This is a genomic window from Gilliamella sp. ESL0405, from assembly GCF_019469205.1.
Taxonomy (GTDB): Bacteria; Pseudomonadota; Gammaproteobacteria; order Enterobacterales; family Orbaceae; genus Gilliamella.
Genome location: NZ_CP048265.1, coordinates 564207 through 585727, shown reverse-complemented (window position 1 = coordinate 585727; position 21521 = coordinate 564207). Strand labels below are relative to the sequence as shown.

The 21521-nt window shown below is 39.2% G+C and carries 22 protein-coding genes; 13 read left to right on the top strand and 9 right to left on the bottom strand.

Features of this window, described 5'->3' with window-relative positions:
• Positions 1–7 precede the first annotated feature (7 nt).
• From galE to relA, 7 genes are all read left to right on the top strand, one after another.
• On the top strand, positions 8–1024 hold the full coding sequence (galE, locus tag GYM74_RS02660) for a UDP-glucose 4-epimerase GalE (RefSeq protein ID WP_220218952.1): 1017 nt from the start codon (positions 8–10) through the stop codon (positions 1022–1024).
• Between the two features lie 49 nt (positions 1025–1073).
• Positions 1074–2123, top strand: a complete 1050-nt coding sequence (gene galT, locus GYM74_RS02655) for a galactose-1-phosphate uridylyltransferase (protein ID WP_220218951.1) — start codon at positions 1074–1076, stop codon at positions 2121–2123.
• A complete protein-coding gene (galK, locus tag GYM74_RS02650) occupies positions 2124–3281 on the top strand; it encodes a galactokinase (protein WP_220218950.1) in 1158 nt (385 codons plus the stop codon). It abuts the gene before it with no gap.
• Positions 3272–4270, top strand: coding sequence for a galactose-1-epimerase (galM, locus tag GYM74_RS02645; protein WP_220218949.1), 999 nt, complete (start codon positions 3272–3274; stop codon positions 4268–4270). Before galK ends, galM begins: the two co-directional genes overlap by 10 nt.
• 275 nt (positions 4271–4545) lie before the next feature.
• The gene (coaD, locus tag GYM74_RS02640) at positions 4546–5034 is read left to right on the top strand and encodes a pantetheine-phosphate adenylyltransferase (protein ID WP_220218948.1); all 489 of its coding nucleotides are present in this window, start codon (positions 4546–4548) and stop codon (positions 5032–5034) included.
• Between the two features lie 11 nt (positions 5035–5045).
• Positions 5046–6383: a 23S rRNA (uracil(1939)-C(5))-methyltransferase RlmD gene (rlmD, locus tag GYM74_RS02635; protein WP_220218947.1), complete on the top strand. Its 1338-nt coding sequence runs from the start codon at positions 5046–5048 to the stop codon at positions 6381–6383.
• A gap of 2 nt (positions 6384–6385) precedes the next feature.
• The gene (gene relA, locus GYM74_RS02630) at positions 6386–8641 is read left to right on the top strand and encodes a GTP diphosphokinase (protein WP_220218946.1); all 2256 of its coding nucleotides are present in this window, start codon (positions 6386–6388) and stop codon (positions 8639–8641) included.
• A gap of 47 nt (positions 8642–8688) precedes the next feature.
• Here relA and folA read toward each other — a convergent pair whose 3' ends face one another.
• Together folA and GYM74_RS02620 are read right to left on the bottom strand one after the other, a co-directional pair.
• Complete coding sequence (folA, locus tag GYM74_RS02625; RefSeq protein WP_220218945.1) at positions 8689–9189, bottom strand: type 3 dihydrofolate reductase; 501 nt, start codon at positions 9187–9189, stop codon at positions 8689–8691.
• A gap of 10 nt (positions 9190–9199) precedes the next feature.
• Positions 9200–10267, bottom strand: a complete 1068-nt coding sequence (locus GYM74_RS02620) for an MJ1255/VC2487 family glycosyltransferase (protein WP_220218944.1) — start codon at positions 10265–10267, stop codon at positions 9200–9202.
• A gap of 256 nt (positions 10268–10523) precedes the next feature.
• Between GYM74_RS02620 and GYM74_RS02615 the strand changes: the two genes are divergently transcribed.
• From GYM74_RS02615 to mutT, 5 genes are all read left to right on the top strand, one after another.
• Positions 10524–10898 (top strand): hypothetical protein, encoded by a 375-nt coding sequence (locus tag GYM74_RS02615; protein ID WP_220218943.1) that lies wholly within the window; start codon positions 10524–10526, stop codon positions 10896–10898.
• Positions 10899–11038: 140 nt separating this feature from the next.
• Complete coding sequence (locus tag GYM74_RS02610) at positions 11039–12592, top strand: multicopper oxidase family protein (protein ID WP_220218942.1); 1554 nt, start codon at positions 11039–11041, stop codon at positions 12590–12592.
• Between the two features lie 494 nt (positions 12593–13086).
• The gene (locus GYM74_RS02605) at positions 13087–13431 is read left to right on the top strand and encodes a hypothetical protein (RefSeq protein ID WP_220218941.1); all 345 of its coding nucleotides are present in this window, start codon (positions 13087–13089) and stop codon (positions 13429–13431) included.
• Between the two features lie 84 nt (positions 13432–13515).
• Positions 13516–16245 carry a preprotein translocase subunit SecA gene (secA, locus tag GYM74_RS12300; RefSeq protein WP_294845255.1) on the top strand — a complete coding sequence of 910 codons (2730 nt, stop codon included), beginning with the start codon at positions 13516–13518 and terminating at the stop codon, positions 16243–16245.
• 119 nt (positions 16246–16364) lie between these two features.
• Positions 16365–16769, top strand: a complete 405-nt coding sequence (gene mutT / locus GYM74_RS02595; protein ID WP_220218940.1) for an 8-oxo-dGTP diphosphatase MutT — start codon at positions 16365–16367, stop codon at positions 16767–16769.
• A 131-nt stretch (positions 16770–16900) separates the two neighbouring features.
• On the opposite strand, the gene GYM74_RS02590 is transcribed toward mutT, so the two are convergent.
• From GYM74_RS02590 to GYM74_RS02570, 5 genes are read right to left on the bottom strand one after another with little or no spacing between them, the layout of a single operon-like run.
• Positions 16901–17284, bottom strand: a complete 384-nt coding sequence (locus GYM74_RS02590) for an EamA family transporter (protein WP_220218939.1) — start codon at positions 17282–17284, stop codon at positions 16901–16903.
• Positions 17284–17640, bottom strand: a complete 357-nt coding sequence (locus tag GYM74_RS02585; protein WP_220218938.1) for an EamA family transporter — start codon at positions 17638–17640, stop codon at positions 17284–17286. The genes GYM74_RS02590 and GYM74_RS02585 overlap by 1 nt, the downstream gene beginning before the upstream one ends.
• Positions 17628–18062 carry a zinc uptake transcriptional repressor Zur gene (zur, locus tag GYM74_RS02580; RefSeq protein WP_220218937.1) on the bottom strand — a complete coding sequence of 145 codons (435 nt, stop codon included), beginning with the start codon at positions 18060–18062 and terminating at the stop codon, positions 17628–17630. Before zur ends, GYM74_RS02585 begins: the two co-directional genes overlap by 13 nt.
• A gap of 23 nt (positions 18063–18085) precedes the next feature.
• Positions 18086–18364: an RnfH family protein gene (locus GYM74_RS02575; RefSeq protein WP_366518654.1), complete on the bottom strand. Its 279-nt coding sequence runs from the start codon at positions 18362–18364 to the stop codon at positions 18086–18088.
• Positions 18360–18827, bottom strand: a complete 468-nt coding sequence (locus tag GYM74_RS02570; RefSeq protein ID WP_220218935.1) for a type II toxin-antitoxin system RatA family toxin — start codon at positions 18825–18827, stop codon at positions 18360–18362. The genes GYM74_RS02575 and GYM74_RS02570 overlap by 5 nt, the downstream gene beginning before the upstream one ends.
• Positions 18828–18860: 33 nt before the next feature.
• Here GYM74_RS02570 and smpB point away from each other — a divergent pair, with 33 nt between their 5' ends.
• Positions 18861–19343, top strand: coding sequence for an SsrA-binding protein SmpB (gene smpB, locus GYM74_RS02565; protein ID WP_220218934.1), 483 nt, complete (start codon positions 18861–18863; stop codon positions 19341–19343).
• A gap of 27 nt (positions 19344–19370) precedes the next feature.
• Here smpB and GYM74_RS02560 read toward each other — a convergent pair whose 3' ends face one another.
• Positions 19371–20375, bottom strand: coding sequence for a LacI family DNA-binding transcriptional regulator (locus GYM74_RS02560; protein ID WP_220218933.1), 1005 nt, complete (start codon positions 20373–20375; stop codon positions 19371–19373).
• Positions 20376–20389: 14 nt separating this feature from the next.
• A complete protein-coding gene (locus GYM74_RS02555) occupies positions 20390–21508 on the bottom strand; it encodes a glycoside hydrolase family 172 protein (protein WP_220218932.1) in 1119 nt (372 codons plus the stop codon).
• Positions 21509–21521: the final 13 nt, after the last annotated feature.

Here is a 21521-nt window from a genome sequence, read left to right as displayed (position 1 = left end):
TTTGAAAATGAAAATATTAGTTACAGGCGGTTGCGGATATATAGGAAGTCACACATGCGTACAATTGATTCAATCGGGCTATACGCCTATTGTGATTGATAATTTGTTTAACAGTAAAGCATCTGTATTAGACAGAATAGAACAAATAACCGGACAGCGTGTTGATTTTTATCAAGGTGATGTGTGTGATGCAGAGCTTTTAGCTAAAATTTTCAACGAGCATAAAATACAAGCGGTTATCCATTTTGCGGGTCTAAAAGCGGTGGGCGAGTCGGTACATAAACCACTTGAGTATTACCAAAACAATGTTTACGGCAGTATCGTTTTGATGAAAGCAATGCGTGATGCGGGTGTTAAACAGTTAGTTTTTAGTTCATCAGCAACCGTATATGGTGAGCTGGCACCCGTTCCTTACGTTGAGACCTTACCACAAGGTTTACCAACCAGTCCTTATGGCAAAAGTAAATTAATGGTTGAACAATGCATCATGGATTTAGCGGTCGCTGAGCCTGATTGGTCATTGACAATCCTACGTTATTTTAACCCGGTTGGGGCGCATCCAAGCGGATTAATGGGCGAAGATCCGCTAGGTATCCCAAACAATCTTATGCCGTATATTACGCAAGTTGCCATAGGTAAACGACAATCGCTAGCCGTATTTGGCAATGACTACCCAACACAAGACGGTACTTGTGTGCGTGACTTTATTCATGTCGTTGATTTAGCTGACGGTCATATTGCCGCCCTTAAAGCAGACCACAATAAAGCCGGTGTACACATTTATAACTTAGGTTCCGGCATTGGCTACAGTGTATTACAAGTCATTCAAGCTTTTGAAAAAGCATCCGGCAAGCCACTCAATTGGCATTTTGCGCCGAAACGAGCCGGCGATCTGCCTGCTTTTTGGGCTGATGCGAAGAAAGCCGAACAAATATTAGGTTGGAAAACCAAACTCACGCTTGATGACATGGTCAAAGATTCATGGCATTGGCAATCAAAAAACCCACAAGGTTACCCGGATTAATTGGGTGATCTTCAATAAAAAATTAGGCAAAATCAGATAAGAGGTACAAATGGACATTTTTAACCCGGTTGATCATCCTCATCGTCGGTATAACCCGTTGACCAATCAATGGGTACTTGTTTCGCCACATCGAGCAAAACGGCCTTGGCAAGGTCAGCAAGAGACATTAAATCAGGAGCAAAAACCAAGCTACGATCCAAATTGTTTTTTGTGCCCGGGCAATAAGCGTGTCACCGGCGATGTGAACCCTGACTATACCGGAACGTTTGTTTTTACCAATGATTTTGCTGCACTAATGGAAAATACGCCCGACTCGCCGGTAAATGACGATCCCCTCTTTCAAATGCAAAGTGCCAGGGGAACAAGTCGGGTTATCTGTTTTTCACCCGATCACAGTAAAACAATACCCGAACTTGATTTACCTGCGATTGAGGGCGTTATTAAGACATGGATTCGTCAACAACAAGAACTTAGCCAACATTACCCATGGGTGCAAATATTTGAAAATAAAGGCGCAGCAATGGGTTGCTCAAACCCACATCCACATGGGCAAATTTGGGCAAATAGCTTTATACCCAATGAAATTGCACGTGAAGATCAGAACATGCGCCATTATTTTCAGAAATACCACCGCAATTTATTGGTTGATTATGTCGAAAAAGAACTTATCGCTCGTGAACGTATTGTCGTTGAAACAGACTATTGGTTGGCGGTTGTGCCATTTTGGGCGGTATGGCCTTTTGAAACATTACTGTTACCGAAAACCCATATTCCACAACTGACTTTATTAACGAATGAACAACAAGTTGATTTAGCTATTGCACTAAAAAAATTAACCTGCCGCTATGATAACTTGTTTAACTGCTCTTTCCCTTATTCAATGGGCTGGCATGGTGCGCCATACGGAGAAAATAACGCACAATATTGGCAATTACATGCACATTTTTATCCCCCATTGTTACGTTCAGCTACAGTTAAAAAATTCATGGTTGGTTATGAGATGCTCGCTGAAGTACAACGAGATTTAACGCCAGAACAGGCAGCCGAAAGACTGCGTAACGTTAGTGATGTGCACTATAAAGCTCAAAAGGATAAATAGATGAAAGCATTAATCGAAAAAACCACACAAGCTTTTGAAAGTCAATTTGGATACCAACCCGATACGGTTGTGCAAGCTCCCGGACGAGTCAATTTAATTGGTGAACATACCGACTACAACGACGGCTATGTGTTACCGTGTGCGATTAATTATCAAACCGTAATCAGTTGCAACAAACGTTCCGATAATATTATACGAGTCATTGCGCTGGATTATCATCATCAACAAGATGAGTTTTCGTTAGACAAGCCAATCGAAAAGCACCCAAACTATCAATGGGCGAATTATGTACGAGGCGTAGTGAAACATTTAAAAAAATATGCCGACAATATTCATGGCGCAGACTTTGTTATTAGCGGTAATGTGCCACAAGGTGCTGGCTTAAGCTCCTCAGCATCACTTGAGGTGGCGGTGGGTAAAATGTTTCAAGTGCTTTATCAACTGCCGTTAGATGGCACTAAACTTGCCTTAATCGGGCAAGAAGCCGAAAATCAGTTTGTGGGTTGTAACTGTGGCATTATGGATCAACTGATATCGGCATTAGGAGAAGCACAACATGCATTATTGATTGATTGCCGCACATTAGGGACTCATCCGGTCAGTATTCCTGACGATCTCGCTGTAGTGATTATCAATTCCAACATCAAACGAGGCTTAGTCGATAGCCAATACAACACCCGCCGTGAACAATGCGAAGCCGCCGCCGAAGCATTAGGCGTCAGGGCATTGCGTGATGCATCACTTGCTGAGTTGGAAGTCATTGAGTCAACACTTAATCCGGTGGTATTTAAACGGGCTCGCCATGTGATTACTGAAAATGAGCGTACCTTATTAGCATCACATGCGCTGGAAGTGAGGGATTACAAACTTTTATCACTACTTATGGCGCAAAGCCACAAATCGATGCGTGATGATTTTGAAATCACCGTTCCGGCAATTGATTACTTAGTTGAAATTATCCACAAAGTCATCGGCGATGAAGGTGGCGTGCGTATGACCGGCGGCGGTTTTGGCGGTTGCGTGGTTGCTTTGGTACCTAAAGATAAAGTGGACGACGTCAAAGCGGTGGTGCATAACCATTATCAGCAAAAGTTTGGCATTAAAGAAACATGCTATGTTTGCCAGCCGAGTGAAGGAGCCAGTGCAATATGTCAGTAATGCAGATTATTACTCTTACGAATAAACAAGGTATGCAAGTTAAAGTCTCGAATTGGGGCGCAACTTGGCTATCTTGTTTAGTGCCAATTAATGCCGGAGAACACCGCGAAGTATTACTTGGCTGTAAAACCTTTGAACAATATCAACAGCAAGATGCCTATTTAGGGGCAACAATTGGGCGTTATGCAAACCGAATTGCAGGCGCTGCCATTGATATAGCTGGCACCCACTATCGACTTGTTGCCAATCAAGGGGAAAACCAACTTCATGGCGGCAAGCTAGGTTTTGATAAATTGTTATGGGATATCAAAAATCAATCGGCACAAAAAGTGACTTTTAGTTTAATTTCACCTGACGGCGATCAAGGCTTTCCCGGTGAACTTAACGTCACAGTCAGTTATCATTTAACCGATGAAAATCAAGTTGTGATCGAGTTTCAAGCCACCACCAACAAAACAACACCGGTAAATTTAACCAACCATGCTTACTTTAATCTCGATGGCGAAAGCAGTAAAAATATTCTTTCCCACACATTAAAAGTCAATGCTAACTTATACTTACCGGTCGATAAACAGGGCATTCCTTGCGGTGATTTAACCGATGTCACTCAAGCGGACATGGATTTACGCCAACCAAGATTGCTATCGGATAGATTGCTTGAGAGTGAAGAAAGGCAAAAAACCGGCGGTTATGACCACGCATATCTATTAGATAAGACACAATCTATTGCTGCACAGCTCATATCCGGTGATAAAAAAATTGTGATGAATATGACCACAACTCAGCCAGCGCTACAGGTCTACACAGGCAATTTTTTGCAACATACTCCTAATCGTCACAATGGTGAGTATAACAATTTTGCCGGCGTCGCATTAGAAGCCGAATGCTTACCGGATAGTCCACATCATCCGGAGTGGGCGCAAGCTAGCTGTTTTTTGCAACCAGATCAGGCTTATCATCACCAAACAACTTTTCATTTTTTCACTTAGTAGTCGGTACCTTAATGTCACTGTGACACAAATTATGGTGGAAGTCACCGCTTCTTCCATAATTTGCTTTTTTTATTTTTAAACCTATCAATCGCCCATGCTCGCCTTATGATCTAATCGGTGTTATCACTTTCTTATGCGCCGTTTTGTCAAGAACTTTCAGAAAATATATACGTTTTAGTATAAAAATAAAAAGAAATTTACCTTACTTAACTAACAATCCTAAATAAAATTAGGTATGATATCCCCACATTTAATAATGGATAATATGACTGATGAAAAGTAAAACCTTGACCGCCGTTTTTCCCGGTACGTTCGATCCTATCACTAATGGACATATCGATCTGATAACACGAGCCTCAAAACTATTTCCTCGTCTTATTGTTGCCATTGCCCAAAGCCCCAACAAAAAAACCCTATTTACGCTAGATGAGCGGGTCAATTTAGCCTCTACAGCAAGTGAACATTTACTTAATGTTGAGGTAATTGGTTTTGAAACGTTAATGGCAAAGTTTGCTCACGAACATAATGCAACGGTCATTGTTCGAGGCGTCAGAACTACACACGATTTTGAATACGAAAGGCAACTGGCCGAAATGAACCGAGCACTTAAAGCTGATCTCGATACCCTATTTTTAATGCCGTCAATAGCGATGGGCTTTATTTCATCAACAATTGTTAAAGAAGTCGCCTACCATGGCGGGGATGTGACAAATTTAGTCCCTTTACATGTCAAAACGGCATTACTTGAACGGTTAACATAATTGTAGTTAAAATGGTCAAATTCTATACCCCAACGAAAAAAAAACTCACAGCGCAAAAACTGACAGTCACAGTTGAAAATTTAGATGCCTTCGGTCAAGGCGTGGCCAATGACAAAGGTAAAACTCTATTTGTAAAATCGGCTCTACCGGGCGAAACTGTTGATATTGTATTGACAGAAGATAAAAAAAATTACGCTAAAGCAAAAGTTATCAAATATCACAATCAAAGCAACGAACGGGTCACACCTCAGTGTCAATATTATCAGCGCTGTGGCGGGTGCGAACTGCAACATATTTCGTCACACTTACAGCAGCAAGCTAAATATCAAGCTTTGATAAAACTATTACAAAAAGAGAGTCAGGCATCATTAACATCGGTTTTAGCGCAAGCACCGCTTATTATCGCCGATCAGCCATACGGATACCGCCGGCGGGCAAGGCTATCAATTAATTTGGTTAAAGGTGAGTTGTTGGTAGGCTTCAGGCAGGCAGAATCTAATCAGATTATTAATATTCAAAACTGCCCAATTTTAGTTCCTAAGTTAGATGCGCTCATTGCTCCATTACAGATCTGCTTAAAAAATATTAAACAGCAAAAAGCACTGGGACATGTTGAATTAATTGCCCTCGACAGTGGAATTGTCATGGTACTAAGACATACCATGCCAATGACGGAAAAAGAGACTAATATATTAAAACAATTTGCCGATACTAATAATATTTCACTCTATTTACATGGCAAACAATTAGTGCACATAACCGGTAACACCGAACATTATTACCTTGTTAATCATTTAAAATTAACGGTTAGTCCACTCGATTTTATCCAAGTAAATAGTAAAATTAATCAAAAAATGGTTAATCAAGCGCTACAGTGGCTGGCCTTAGAACCCACAGATAATGTACTGGATCTGTTCTGTGGTATGGGTAATTTTTCGTTGCCAATGGCAAAGTTATGCAAATCTGTTACTGGCGTAGAAGGTGTTGAGGCGCTGGTTGAAAAAGCCAAATTCAACACCATATTAAATAAGAATGACATTTGTGCCCAAACACATTTTATAACAGGAAATTTAGAGGATACAGCACAATTTGCAATCTGGAGTGAATCACAATTTAGTAAAGTATTGCTCGATCCTGCCCGTGCAGGTGCTTTGAATGCTTCAGCTGAAATTGTGAAACTTGCACCATCTAAAATTGTTTATATTTCGTGTAATCCGGCGACGTTAGCAAGAGACACCAAACAATTTATTGATGCAGGATACCAAATTTCTCAAGTTGCGATATTAGATATGTTTCCTCAAACCAAGCACATTGAATCAATGTTATTGTTAACAAAGTTAGGACCGTAATTATGGTATCAATTAGAGGAGCGCACCAACAGCATGAAGAGCATTACTCTCTTGCTCAATTTGATGTTGAACTGTGGGCTAAACACGAGCTGTTATTGACCAATCAAGAATCCTATCAGAAGTTTAAAGATATTTGGGATTTCTGTTTTGAAAATAGTGCCGGATCGGCTGAGCAAACATATTGTTTTCAAAATGCGATTGAAATGGTCGAAATTTTGTCAACCTTAAATATGGATATCAATAGCCTGTGTGCCGCCCTACTGCTTCCTTTCCTTGATGCCAAAGTTATCCGCCGGGAAGATATCCCCGAAGATTTCGATCGTGAAATCATTCACATTCTTTCCAGCATTATCAAAATGAAAGATATTCGCCAATTGCGGGCGATTCGTAATGGTAATGCAACCAATGAACAAATTGATAGCATCAGACGTATGTTATTGGCAATGGTCAACGATTTCCGCAGTGTTGTTATCAAAATTGCCGAACGCATCACCTACTTACGTACGTTAATGCATGCGCCTCAAGAAGAGCAATTTCTTGCCGCTAAAGAGTGCTTTAATATTTATGCGCCACTTGCCAATCGGTTAGGTATTGGGCAACTAAAATGGGAATTAGAAGATTTTTGTTTCCGTTATTTATATCCCGATCAATATCGCTTTATCGCCTCACAATTACAAGAAAAACGCTTAGATCGTGAGCAATATATCAATCAGTTTGTTAAAAATCTTCAAGATATGATGAATCAAGACCATATTCGGGCAGAGGTTTACGGGCGACCAAAACACATCTACAGCATATGGCGAAAAATGGAACGTAAACATCTACAGTTCGACGAGCTTTACGATATCAGAGCGGTACGTATCATCTGCGATCGAATTGAAGACTGTTATAATGCATTAGGTATTGTGCATAGTCACTATAAACACATTGCCAAAGAGTTTGACGATTATGTCGCTAATCCCAAACCAAACGGGTACCAATCGATTCATACGGTGGTATATGGTCCTGAAGAAAAAACCATAGAAATTCAAATCCGAACGGAACAAATGCATAATGATGCCGAATTAGGCGTTGCGGCACATTGGAAGTACAAAGAAGGCAGTACCGATAAAATGACCGCTTACGATCAACGGATTTCTTGGTTACGTAAGCTACTCACATGGCAACAAGAGATGTCAGAAAGTGGCGAGATACAAGAAGCGGTCAGAAGCCAAATTTTTGATGATCGTGTTTACGTCTTCACCCCTAAAGGCGATGTGGTTGATTTGCCTGCTGGCTCAACCCCGCTTGATTTTGCTTACCATATTCATAGTGATGTTGGACATCGCTGTATTGGCGCCAAAGTTGGCGGACGCATTGTGCCATTTACTTACAATCTCAAAATCGGTGATCAAGTCGAAATCATCACCCAAAAACAGCCTAACCCTAGCCGTGACTGGTTAAATCCCAATACCGGTTTTGTTAACAGCAGTCGAGCCAGAGCCAAAATCCTTGCCTGGTTTAAAAAGCAAGATCGTGATAAAAATATTGCTACCGGTGAACAGATCTTATCTAATGAACTTGAGCCTTTAAATATCAGTTTAAAAAGTGTTGAAAAGATCCTCATCAATAAATATAACGCACATTCATTTAATGAAGTGCTTGCTGGTATTGGTAGTGGCGATGTTAGAATTAATCAATTAGTGAATTTTATCAATGCCCAATTTAACAAACCAACGGCGGAAGAAGAAGATGAAGCGGCTTTAAAACAGATCACCCAAAAATCGACGACGCAAGCCAAAAACATGACTAAAACCGCAAGTAAATGTGGCGAAATTATTATCGAAGGTGTGGATAATTTAATGTACACCATTGCTAACTGCTGCCGCCCGATACCCGGTGATCCGATAGTGGGATTTGTCACTCAAGGTCGAGGCATCTCCATTCACCGTGCTGATTGTGAACAACTACAAGAATTAAAAAACCATGCGCCGGAGCGGATCACCAGTGCGCAATGGAGCGGTAATCACAATTCAAGTTACACCATGATTGTCAGAATTATTGCCAATGACAGAAGTGGCTTATTGCGGGATATCACCACCATATTAGCCAACGAAAAAGTCAATGTGCTAAGTGTTACCAGCCGCATTGAAATGAAACAGCAACTTGCAACCATTGATATGGATATGCAGATATTTAATCAAGATTCACTTAATCGAGTATTAACTAAGATTAAGCAGTTACCGGATGTGGTTGAAGCAAAACGATTACAGGGCTAAAACCTGTTTATTTGCCACAGCTTAACGTTGTGGCAACGTATTGACCTTTAACTTCTGGCTAAAATTTCAAACTGATAATCATAAGGATTTTTATCATCGGCATGATGATTTTCACAATAAACTTGCTGCCAGTTTTCCGGCTGATAATCCGGAAAATAGGTATCGCCCTTTAAATCCGCTTGAATATGGGTTAAGTACAGACGATCAACAAAAGGTAGCGACTGATTATATATATTGCCACCACCAATAATAAATGCCTCTTCGACCTGCTGCGTTTTAGCCAATGCGATAGCTTCATCAATTGATCCAACCCAACTGATATTTTCCTCATTAGCTTGGCTTTTCTCTGCCTGTCGACTAATAATGATATTATGGCGATGAGGCAAGGGTCGACCGATTGATTCAAACGTTTTACGTCCCATAATCACAGGTTTATTTAGCGTATTTTTTTTAAACCATGCTAAATCAGCAGGTAAATGCCATGGCATTTGATTATTTAAACCAATCACACGATTATCCGCCATGGCAACAATAATACTTAAAATCATACTATTTCCTTTATACACAATACCCTAAAGATTTAATACGTTTTTGCACATTTTCCGAAAATACCGTTGCACGCCATAATCGTTGACTTAACGATAGTAAAGACTCTTTTTGCCCTGAAACAATCCAATTTGCTAATTCCGTTGCAACATCCGGATAGATCGTTGGTTGAGGCGATGCAAGATTTAACCAATGTTTAAGTTTAGCATGATTTAAATTTTCCATTACCGTTGCCATATCTAAAGTTTGCAAGCACTGAGCATTATAAATTTGTTCAAATTGACCAGAAACCGGCTTAGTTAGAATTTTTTTACCCAACGCTAACGCTTCTGAAATTAGAGCAAAACCCGTATTAGAAATAATACCCGAACAGCTTAATAACGCATGCGTAAAATTTTCCCGACTGAGGGTATGCATGGTGATATTACCTTGATTTGATGATTGTTTAACATCCGGATGAAAACAGATAAATTGATACTCTTTATACGGCGTTAAAAACTGGGTAATTTCATCTAACCCTTCAAACGGTAAATAAACAACGATTGTTCCGTTCTCAGTTGGTGCAACATCAAATGAATCAATCATTGGTGGAATCAGTTTATGCCCAAAATGAAACCAATGCAGACCTATAGGTTGAGTCACAGGCGCATAATATTTCATAATCACATTGGCAATCATGCCATACTCTTTCGGTTTAAGGTATTGGCAAACGGCCTGATTACTGATCCCTAGACTCTCCCGATGTTGATTGTGAGCAGCCCAAGCACTAACCGGCTCAAAATCGCTAATAATACAGTCATAATTTGAAAGATCCAGCTCACGGACATCTTTAATCAGCCGAAAAGCTCGAATTCGTTGGATTGTTTTACGAAAATTAATCTTACCATTAAGCGTTGCAAAAGAGAGACCACAAAAGGTTTTATAGTTACCAAATGCTTCCATATCAAAATAATCTTTAGCATCACGACCACTAAAAATATAATCAACATCAGCGCCAACCTTTTTCAATGCTTTAGCTAATGTTCTACAACGACTAATATGGCCATTTCCTGTGCCTTGAACACCAAAAAGAATTTTCATACCGTTATATTTCACATTTTTTTGTTATACAAATATAATAACAGAACAGTTAGTATTTATCTTACATATTTTATCTAAATATCGTTGATATTTAGCTTATTTTTTACTCAGCAAAAGACAACCAGCGCTATTATTGTCACTATGCGAGAAAATGAATTCAATCATTTAACCTTAAAGTTCCTAAAAAAAGTACAAATTTCGCGCTTTTTTCGGTAAAATAAGCGCATATTTTGTTAGATGAATAGTGAGATTTACTATGTCATTAAGAATCAACAATAACGCTTATAATATTATTGCCCTATTGGCAATAGTATTATTTTTGTTGAGTGTTTCTGTATGGCATTTATCTAAAAATAATTTTCAATCCCCTGCTCGTTGTCATTTGGCGCATCAAACAGCTGTAAAAATAAATCAAATCGAAAGCTACTTAACTACCAGTAAATCTAATCCTAAATCAGCATTCCCAAACACCTGTCAATTAGCCAATCACTGCTTAACATGTGGTTCGCTTATCACTGACTACGTTATCTCCTTTGATTATGCCACTGAAAGCGAACAGTACCGACCAATAAAATTTATACCGGTGTATAAAGCATTTATTCCTGAGTTAAAACCACCAAAAATTGCTTAAAACGTTTTTATCTACACATAAATAAGAAGTAAGTAATTCACGATCAATAACGCAATAAAAGGCACCGCTTGTCTGGCTTTTTATTATGGTGTTTTGAAGAGAAGGTTATTATTTAACTAAATGTATTTTAAAGGAATATTATGAAACGTCGAAATTTTATCATCAGTTTTACCGCAGCCCTAGGCGGATTAATTGCCACTAAAGCTATCGCCAAAATGAATCACTCATCGATGTCCGAAAACGTTTGTGATGTTAAATCTGATAACTGTAATACGGAGGGGGATATGCACGACCATATGAACATGAACATGAATATGAACATGAATAACAACATGCCACAAAAACTGTTATCGACTACAGCGCTACCACACGGTAAAAATTTACCCGAGTTGACTAATTTAAAAAATACCAGCACCCAAGCTGGCGTATTTGAAGCAACGCTACATTTAAAACCGGTCAAGATAGCCTTAACACCGGAAATTACCACCGAATTTTGGGCATATAATGGCATGATTCCAGGCCCGAAAATCGAAGTATTTGAAGGCGATCATGTTAAAATAACCGTTAAAAATGATCTGTCACAACCGACAACCGTTCACTGGCATGGTTTGCTTATTCCTTCAGATCAAGACGGAAACCCACAAGATGCTATTCCGGCAGGTGGCAGCCGGGTTTATGAATTTACCATACCGGAAGGCACAGCCGGGACATATTGGTATCATCCACATGGGCATAATACGGTTGCAGAACAAGTCTTTCGTGGGTTAGCCGGTACCTTTATTGTGCGCAGTAAAAATGATCCGCTCGCTTCGCTACCGGAGCAACATTGGTTCTTTTCCGACTTAAAATTAACTGAAAACGGCGAAATCGCCGAAAACTCCATGACTGACTGGATGAATGGTCGGGAAGGACAATTTGTGTTAATCAATGGCGCTTACCAACCCAATATAAAAGTAGAAGGAGCAACCCGAGTCAGAATCTGGAATGCGTGTTCTGGCCGATATTTAAACCTATCCATACCGGATTGTGATGTCTTTTTAGTTGCTACCGACGGCGGTTTCATTGCCGAGCCGCATCAACTCAACAAACCGCTATTACTTACTCCGGCAGAACGGGCTGAAGTGGTTATCGTTCCGAAAAAAACCGCCAGCCTTTACTTGCAAAACATTGGCTACGATCGTGGCAAAATGGGGAATGTACCGCCGGAACAAAACATCATTCTTTCACAGCTCCAGTTAACTCAAACGGCCAGTACCGTTCTACCGACTCATCTAAAACAAGTACCAACTTTAGGTGAAGCCGTCGCCAAAAAATCACTTGAATATACCGAAGTAATGGATAAAAGTGAGCCTCGAGGTGGTATGCTGTTTTTAATTAATGGCAAACGGCATGATATGTCACGAATCGACTTAGAAAGTAAACTTCACGATGTTGAAGAGTGGACAATTGTTAACAACTCACATATGGATCACAATTTCCATATACATGGAGCGCAATTTATTGTGCAATCTCGTGAATTAAATGGCACGAAAACTACACCCGAGTTTGTTGCCTTGAAAGATACCACTAACTTACGCCCGCACGAAACGCTTGTTATTAAAATTCAACAAAATATGCCGGGATTACGCATGTATCATTGTCATATCGTTGAACATGAAACATTAGGCATGATGGGGCAATTAATGGTGAAATAACCATCTTTCATCTTTTCTATTCAATGCCAGAACGTGAATAAAAAAGATGAAAATAAAAGCCAATATTCAATACAGACCACAATGGGGGATGACAATGATAAATATTGCCATCTCCCATTTTCTTAATGAGAATGATTATGTCGCTTTCATCCTAAAGCTTAACTACCTTAAAAAAAGACTACTTTGCTTATTGCACCTTCAGCATCAGACGAGGCAAATACAGCTAATCAACTCGCGAAATTAGCATTAAAGCAAGATAATAAGCTGGCGTTGATATTTGCATCAGCCTATTTAACACCTGCAAAAACCCGAATATAATTGGGCAAGTGGATAATATCTTATTGAATAAACGAAATTTTACTAACTTAACCTTCAACTGGCTAACGACTCAATCATAGACATTAATCGATTTCTCTTCTGCCATTAAAAGGACTCAATGACAATGCTGTAATAATTGTTTTAATTTTGGTAAAAAATGCTAGAATGTTGCCACTATGACTGTGATTAGCTATTGTAAACAACTCCACAAACGCTTAATTATTAAAACTGCATTATCGCACTTATTATTAGGTGTGATTGCTGCTGGATTTGGTTTGTACCAGCAACCGGGTTTACCTGCGCAGTCATCAATCTCACATGTTGATATTATTGCGATTGCCGCAATTGTGCAAGATCATCAAGCACCAAGTAAATCAGCATCTCAAACACTCCCCCTATCGGCAAAACGACATGCTTATGTGCAAATCAATTCGCCTATTTATGATGATTTGTCATTGAGTAAAGCGGTCCGTTTATCGCCCGATAATGCGATAAGAGCAGGTCCTATAACTACCGTTTAGCGAGTTTGAAACTCAAATAAATACTATTTTCGCAAAAAGGCGTATGCCTTATTACACCTATTAAAAAAGAATAAGAGAAAGTTTATGTTATTAAAATTATTAACAAAAGTGTTCGGTAGTCGTAATGAGCGTATCTTAAAAATGATGCGCAAACGTGTCGAAAGAATCAATGCATTAGAACCTGCAATGGAAGCGTTAACTGATGATGAGCTGAAAGCAAAAACCAATGAATTTAAACAAAAAATCGCTGACGGCACAAAATTAGATGATATTTTAGAAGAAGCCTTTGCTGTTGTTCGTGAAGCCAGTAAACGGGTTTTTGGTATGCGCCATTTTGATGTCCAGCTTATTGGGGGCATGGTGCTTAATGAGCGCTGTATTGCCGAAATGCGCACCGGTGAAGGTAAAACATTAACAGCAACCTTACCCGCTTACTTAAATGCCTTAACCGGCAAAGGCGTACATGTTGTTACAGTCAATGATTACTTAGCGCAACGTGATGCGGAAAACAACCGCCCATTATTTGAATTTTTAGGCTTAAGTGTTGGTATCAACCTGCCTAATCTTCCGCCACACCTAAAGCGTGAAGCCTATGATGCCGATATTACTTATGGTACCAATAACGAATATGGCTTTGACTACCTACGTGACAATATGGTGTTTAGCAAAAATGCTCGAGTTCAACGCCCATTACATTATGCGTTAGTGGATGAAGTTGACTCAATCTTAATTGATGAAGCCCGAACACCTCTCATTATCTCCGGACAGGCGGAAGATAGCTCTGATCGTTATGTCAGTGTTGATAAAATCATTCCAAGCTTAATCAGACAAGAAAAAGAAGATTCAGATCAATTCCAAGGCGACGGTGACTTTTCAATCGATGAAAAATCTCGTCAAGTCAACTTAACTGAACGTGGTTTAATTAAAGTTGAAGAGCTGCTGATCAAACAAGGTATTATGAAAAGTGATGAATCACTTTACTCACCGAGTAATATCGTGCTAATGCATCATGTCAACGCCGCCCTACGAGCACATCATTTATTTCATCGTGATGTTGATTATATTGTTAGAGATAACGAAATTATCATTGTCGATGAACATACCGGCCGAACAATGGACGGTCGCCGTTGGTCTGACGGTTTACATCAAGCGGTTGAAGCTAAAGAGCATGTAAAAATTAATAATGAAAACCAAACATTAGCGTCAATCACTTTCCAAAATTACTTCCGCCTCTATCAAAAATTAGCAGGTATGACCGGTACTGCTGATACAGAAGCGTTCGAATTTAACCAAATTTATGGTTTAGATACGATTGTTATACCAACCAATCGCCCAATGGTACGTAAAGATTATCCTGATTTGGTCTTTATGAGCGAAAAAGAAAAAATTGATGCGATTGTTGCCGATGTAAAAGCCTGTATCGAACGTGGTCAACCCGTGTTAGTGGGTACAGCTTCAATTGAAAAATCTGAGTTAGTGTCTAACGCATTTAAAAAAGCAGGTATCAAACATAATGTGTTAAATGCTAAATTCCATGCTCAAGAAGCTGAGATTATTGCCAATGCCGGTAGTAAAGGTGCTGTGACTATCGCAACTAATATGGCGGGTCGTGGTACGGATATCATGTTAGGTGGTAACTGGCAAAGTGATCTCGCTCATATTGAAAACCCAACACCGGAAGATATCGAAAAAGCCAAACAAGCATGGCAAGCAAAACATGAAGAAGTTATTGCATTAGGCGGGCTTTATATTTTAGGTACAGAGCGCCATGAATCTCGTCGTATTGATAACCAGTTACGAGGCCGTGCTGGACGTCAAGGTGATCCAGGTGCTTCACGTTTTTATCTATCGCTTGAAGATCCATTAATGAGAATCTTTGCTTCTGAACGTGTGGGTAATATGATGCGTAAACTGGGGATGAAAGAAGGCGAAGCTATCGAACATCCGTGGGTCACTAAAGCAATCGCTAACGCTCAGAAAAAGGTTGAAAGTCGTAACTTTGATATTCGTAAGCAATTACTTGAATATGATGATGTTGCAAATGACCAACGTAAAGCTATCTATCGCCAGCGAAACGAACTGTTAGACAATTCTGATATTAAAGAGACGATTGATTCAATTCGTGGTGATGTGTTTAATGCGGTTATTGATCAGTATATTCCACCACAATCGATTGAAGAGATGTGGGATGTACCTGGACTTGAAAATGCCTTAAAAACCGATTTCGATCTTGAACTACCTATCAGTAAGTGGCTCGATGAAGAACAAAATCTTCATGAAGAAACGTTGCGTGAACGCATTATGCAAATTGCCACTGACCGATATATCGAAAAAGAAAATATCGCCGGTTCTGAAGCGCTCAGAGACTTTGAAAAGAGTGTTATGTTACAAACGCTTGATACTTTGTGGAAAGAGCACTTAGCGGCAATGGATTATCTGCGTCAAGGTATCCATTTACGTGGTTATGCACAAAAAGACCCGAAACAGGAGTATAAACGTGAATCATTTAACATGTTTGCTAACATGTTAGAATCGTTAAAATATGATGTCATTGGTTATATAAGCCGGGTGCAAATTCGTTCTCAACAAGAAGTGGATGAAGCAGAGCGTCAACGTCAAGCAGAAATGGAAAGACTTATGGCAAAACAGCATGCCAACCATGAGTCTATCGGTGGTTTTAACGGTGAAAATCAAGACCAATCACCAAGCTCACCACAACCAATTGTACGAACAGAAGCGAAAGTTGGTCGTAACGATCCTTGTCCATGTGGCTCAGGTAAAAAATACAAACATTGTCACGGCGCTGTACAATAATTGACAAAAATTTAGTATCATCAAGCAATAATGATGTTAAAATAGTCAATTAAGTTGACAACAGAATCGAAAGGGAAAGGTTAACTTTCCCCTTTGGTTTTATTCAGACCAATAGGATTATGAAAAAACATACTGAAATTGCTATAGGTATTATTCGTTCACAAAATTGTCAAATCTTTATCACGCAACGTGGTGAAGACTCTCATCTTGCTGGTTTTTGGGAATTTCCGGGTGGAAAAATTGAAGCTGGCGAAACGCCCTATCAAACATTACAACGTGAAATAGCAGAAGAAGTCGATATCCAGATACACAACGCTCAATTTTTAAAAGTCGTCAAACACAGTTATGATGATCGTGATATCACCATTCATGCTTATCTTGTTGAAGAGTGGGACGGCGTACCCTTTGCCAAAGAGGGACAACCGAGCCGCTGGGTTGATCAAGAAGAGTTAATTGCCGATGAATTTCCTGACGCTAACCGCACCATTATTGAGATGCTAAAAAACGGGGATAAACAGATATAATTCATTCTAAACTCTGAATGCTATTATTTTTAACCCTTTTCACGGCAATTGGCTTTTATAGCTTGCTTTTCAAGCTAGGGAGAGCTGTTTTTATTTTTTAAGATAATCTTATTTACATCTAACGTAAATAATTAAGATGATCGCTGTAATCTTTGTTCCGCTAACGCCAGAAAAACAATACCGATAATAATAAATAATGCACCGACTAAGCGTATACAGGTGATTTGTTCATTAAATACCACAACCGATACCAGCATCACGGTCACCACTTGCAGATGCGAAGCGGCAAAAGCAGGACCAACCGGCGCTTTTTTTAACAACACCATCCACGTCATAAATGCGCCTGTGTAACCAAGCATTACCACATATGCCCAGCCGTTGGTAAATATTCGCACTAACCAATCAAAACTTATTTCAAATGGCAGTGCAGCAATTGCCGTTAATTTAAAACTGGTTTGACCAAAAGTATCAAAGAAAAGCAATAAAATAAAACCGATGATATAAAATTTCTTCATTAATTAAGTCCAACTAATACCACTCCGGTTGTGATAAAAAATATACCAATAAGTCGAAAGGCTGTTAAGTGCTCTTTGAATAGTATACGCCCAGCCAGCATTACCGTAATCATATTAAAGGAACCCAATAATATACCTTGAGATAAATGAACTTCACTCAAGAAAGCCAGCCAAAAAATAAAACCGATAAAATAGCAACCAAAGCCAAGCCATAGCCAATAGTTACAAAACAGTCGATGCCAATAACCAATCCCTTGCTTATGTTTAGAGGTCATTGCCGCATATTTAAAAGCAATTTGACCTACAGTATCACAGGCGAGATTAATCAACCAAAGGGCAATAATTAATGTTGACACGATTGACAGATTCCATGAATTTCAAGCACACTGTGTTTGATTAAAAAGTGGCTTTGTTGGGCTAATTGTTTAAGTTGCTTCTCGATATCCTCGGAGTGTTTTTCAATAATTTGTTGGCATTTATCACAAATAAATAAAATTGAAATATGCTCAGGATCATGAAAATGGGGGCAAATAATATAGCTATTTGATGATTCAACTTTATGAATAAATCCGTGTTCTAATAAAAACTCAAGCGCACGATAGATAGTGGGGGGTTTTGCTTGCGGTTCACTGACTTTTAAAAGATCCAACAAATCATATGCACTCATTGCTTTATTTGCGCTTAACATGATGTCTAAAACTGTTCGACGTTGCGTTGTCAGCTTAATACCACGTTTTTTGCACAAAGTTTCAATCTTTTCAATTAGCAGATTATGCATTGGGTTCCCTTCACTTCAAATCATTATTTTTTTAGTGCTGCTCTTGCTCGTCTTATCTCTTTAGGATCATTAATGAGTGTGCGATAGATTTCAATACGGTCACCGTCGTTAAGCTGATCAGTCAGCTGACAACGTTTTCCATAAATACCGACTAAATTCTCATCTAATTTTATCCCACAGATAGATAAGATATTGGATTTTGTTATCGCTTGCAAGACATTAGTTTGTTTATCAACCGTACATTTAATGATTGTCGGATTATTTGGTAAAGCATAAACAACTTCAATCGTTATCATTTTAATATATCTGCCTTGCTCTTTGTGAAAACGCATTGACCATATTTGTCATCACCTCTTTAAAAACCGGGGTAAAGGTCAAATCTAACAACTTATTTTTAAATTCAAAATCCAAGCGAAAACTGATTTTACACCTGTTTTGCTCAATAGGGGTAAATAGCCATTGTCCCGTCAAGTGCTTAAATGGCCCTTCTAACAGTGTAATATCTATCGAATTAGGTTCATTGAGCTGATTTAAAGTCGTAAACGATTTTTTAAAACCAAACTTTTCAACTTCAATAAATGCAGCAATAATATTATCTTGTTTTTTAATAATACCCGATGCGATACAATCAGGAACAAATTCGGGGTATTTAGCAATATCATTAACCAATGCGAACATCTGCTCGACAGAGTAAGGCTCGACCACCTCGTAAAAAACTTGCGCCATAATAATAAAATTCAAATTTAAAATTAAAATTAGTGACATATAGTATCACGTAACTTTATAATAACGCACACTATGACAAAGAAAAAATCACATAAGCCGGGTTCGGCAACAATTGCATTAAACAAACGCGCACGCCATGAGTACTTTATTGAAGAGGAAATTGAGGCGGGGCTATCCCTGCAAGGCTGGGAAGTGAAATCACTACGTGCTGGCAAAGCTAACATTAGTGACAGTTACGTCCTACTTAAAGACGGCGAAGCGTGGTTATTTGGTGCAACCATTACACCTCTTAATGTGGCATCTACCCATGTAGTTTGTGAGCCAATGCGCACTCGAAAACTGCTGTTAAATCAACGGGAGTTAAACGCTTTATTTGGGAAAATCAATCGTCAAGGCTACACTGTTGTCGCCCTGTCTTTATATTGGAAAAATGCTTGGGCTAAAGTAAAAATTGGCGTGGCTAAAGGTAAGAAAGAGTACGACAAACGCACCGACATCAAAGAGCGTCAATGGCAAGTTGATAAAGCACGTATTATGAAAAATGCCAATCGCTAATCGCATGATTACCGTATTAGTTAATGTTTAATTCTTACGATAACGTATTATTTTCGGTTTAATAAACATAGCGTTATCTTTTAACTCGTTAAAATTTAATAACCGATTAACGACATTAACACAAGTGTTAACCATCGATTCAAAATCTTGCGCAATCGCATCAATCGGATAATACGAATAATCAAGATAAAGATTATAGTCGTAAGAACATAAACAGATCTGCTTAGGATCAGCTTTTACCGCAACCAAATAATTGAGCACCTCTTGCAGTAAATTACCCGACGGCGTAAATATCGCTTTTGGCAAACGCCCTAATTTTTGATGAACACATTTGAGCAGTTCATAACCTTTATTAGGGCAATAATCATCACTTACAATCCAATCAGGCTTAACCGATAATCCGGCACGTTCAAGCCCTAACTTAAACCCGGCAAGCCTAGCTTGAATTGAGGTAAGTTGAATGTCACAACCGATAAAATAAAATTCATCTAACTGTTTGGCATAAGGCTCAATCAAATGTGCAACTGACTGTAAAGCTTCACTGGTGATAAACGGTATTTTAGTGTTATAAAGATATCTGTCAAAAAACAGAACAGGCGTATTTTGGTTGATATCAACATAAAACTCATCACTATCTAAAGAGGTCACCACAATCATCGCATCAACTCTGCGCTCAACTAAATTTTGAGCTACTTTGATTTCAACTTCTTTATTATAGTGACTACAGGTAATAAGTAACTGGATATTTTTTTGCCGAAATGCCGCTTCCAGATGATGCAAAAACATGGAGAAGAAGGAATTGGACATATCCGGCACAATTACCCCAACGGTATTGGTACTATTAGCTTTAATTAAATATTGACGGATATGAGATTGATTACTGTACTGCTCAGCAATCGATAACACCCGTTGCCGGGTTTGCGGAGAGATTCGATATTTTTTATCCCGTTTATTAAAAATATGACTGACGGTCGTTGCCGACACGCCAGCCAAACGAGCAATATCATTGATCTTTAATTTATTACTCGCCATACATCACCTTCAAATTAGCGTGGGGTACGTTGTTGCTTATTCAAAAATGGGGGATTGTGATTTTCTGACGGATTTTGATACCAATAAGCAACACTAGCAATATCATCACATCGTTCATACAATCTTATATCATCATTACCTATTTGTTGAAAAGCTAACTTAATGTTTTTATGAAATGCAATCGGATCGGGCAGATGCCAGCGATATAAACCATGTGAAGGTAAGCCATCATCACCAAAACCATGCACCGGATTTGAATCACCGGTTTGGAAAAAGTCACGAGTTGCATCCCGATTAGTTTGATATGGATAGCCCATAAACAGTGTTTGGAAACACTTCGCTTTAGGTCTACCTTGACTATCACGATTATGAAAAGCCCAAGCACCACCAAAATAGTCCTCTGAGCCTGTAGAGTGTTGAGTCGGATAATCGCTATCATCATCCAGATAGAATTTAAACTCACCTTCACCCCACCAATAACGCTCAAGTGCAGTTAAAGCAAGGTAAGTGCCGACATAATAACCATGTCCTTGAACGTTATCGAGTATTACGTAATCTTGCGCATAATTGGTGATGCGTTGACGGCGCCACTGGGCATGAAAATACAACGGTTGTTCAAACGGTTTAGGCATTAAAGCGTAATTGACAGTAAAAAAGAAATGTTGCAGATCAGCTTCATGCTCATTTTGAATTTCAATTCTGGCTTTCTTATTAAATGGCATTCTAAAGTAGCTGTTAAATCCACCGGTTGGATTTACCACGATTGGCAAGGAGTTAATATCACATCTAGCGCCAAAACCATTACAGAAAAAATCGCCTATCGGGCTTTCAACCGACGGCACTTTTTCATCATCCCAATAAATTCGAATCACCACATCACGTAACACAAAACTACCCCGATGTGTTCTATCCGTTAGGGTAAACCACATGTGGCGGATTTCACCCGGACCGTTAATCTCGGCAATTGTCACGGTTTGACCGGCCGGAATTGAAATGAACCCTTGCCCTTTACGGCTAGGACCTAAAGCGCTGGCTTTCATGCAGGATTTACCTTTTTCACCCGTCATGTTTTCCGGTGAAATTGTTCGGGTTTGTTCAAAGTTAAATTGGGTTACTGAATTAAATATGTTCATTTTGCATCCTTAA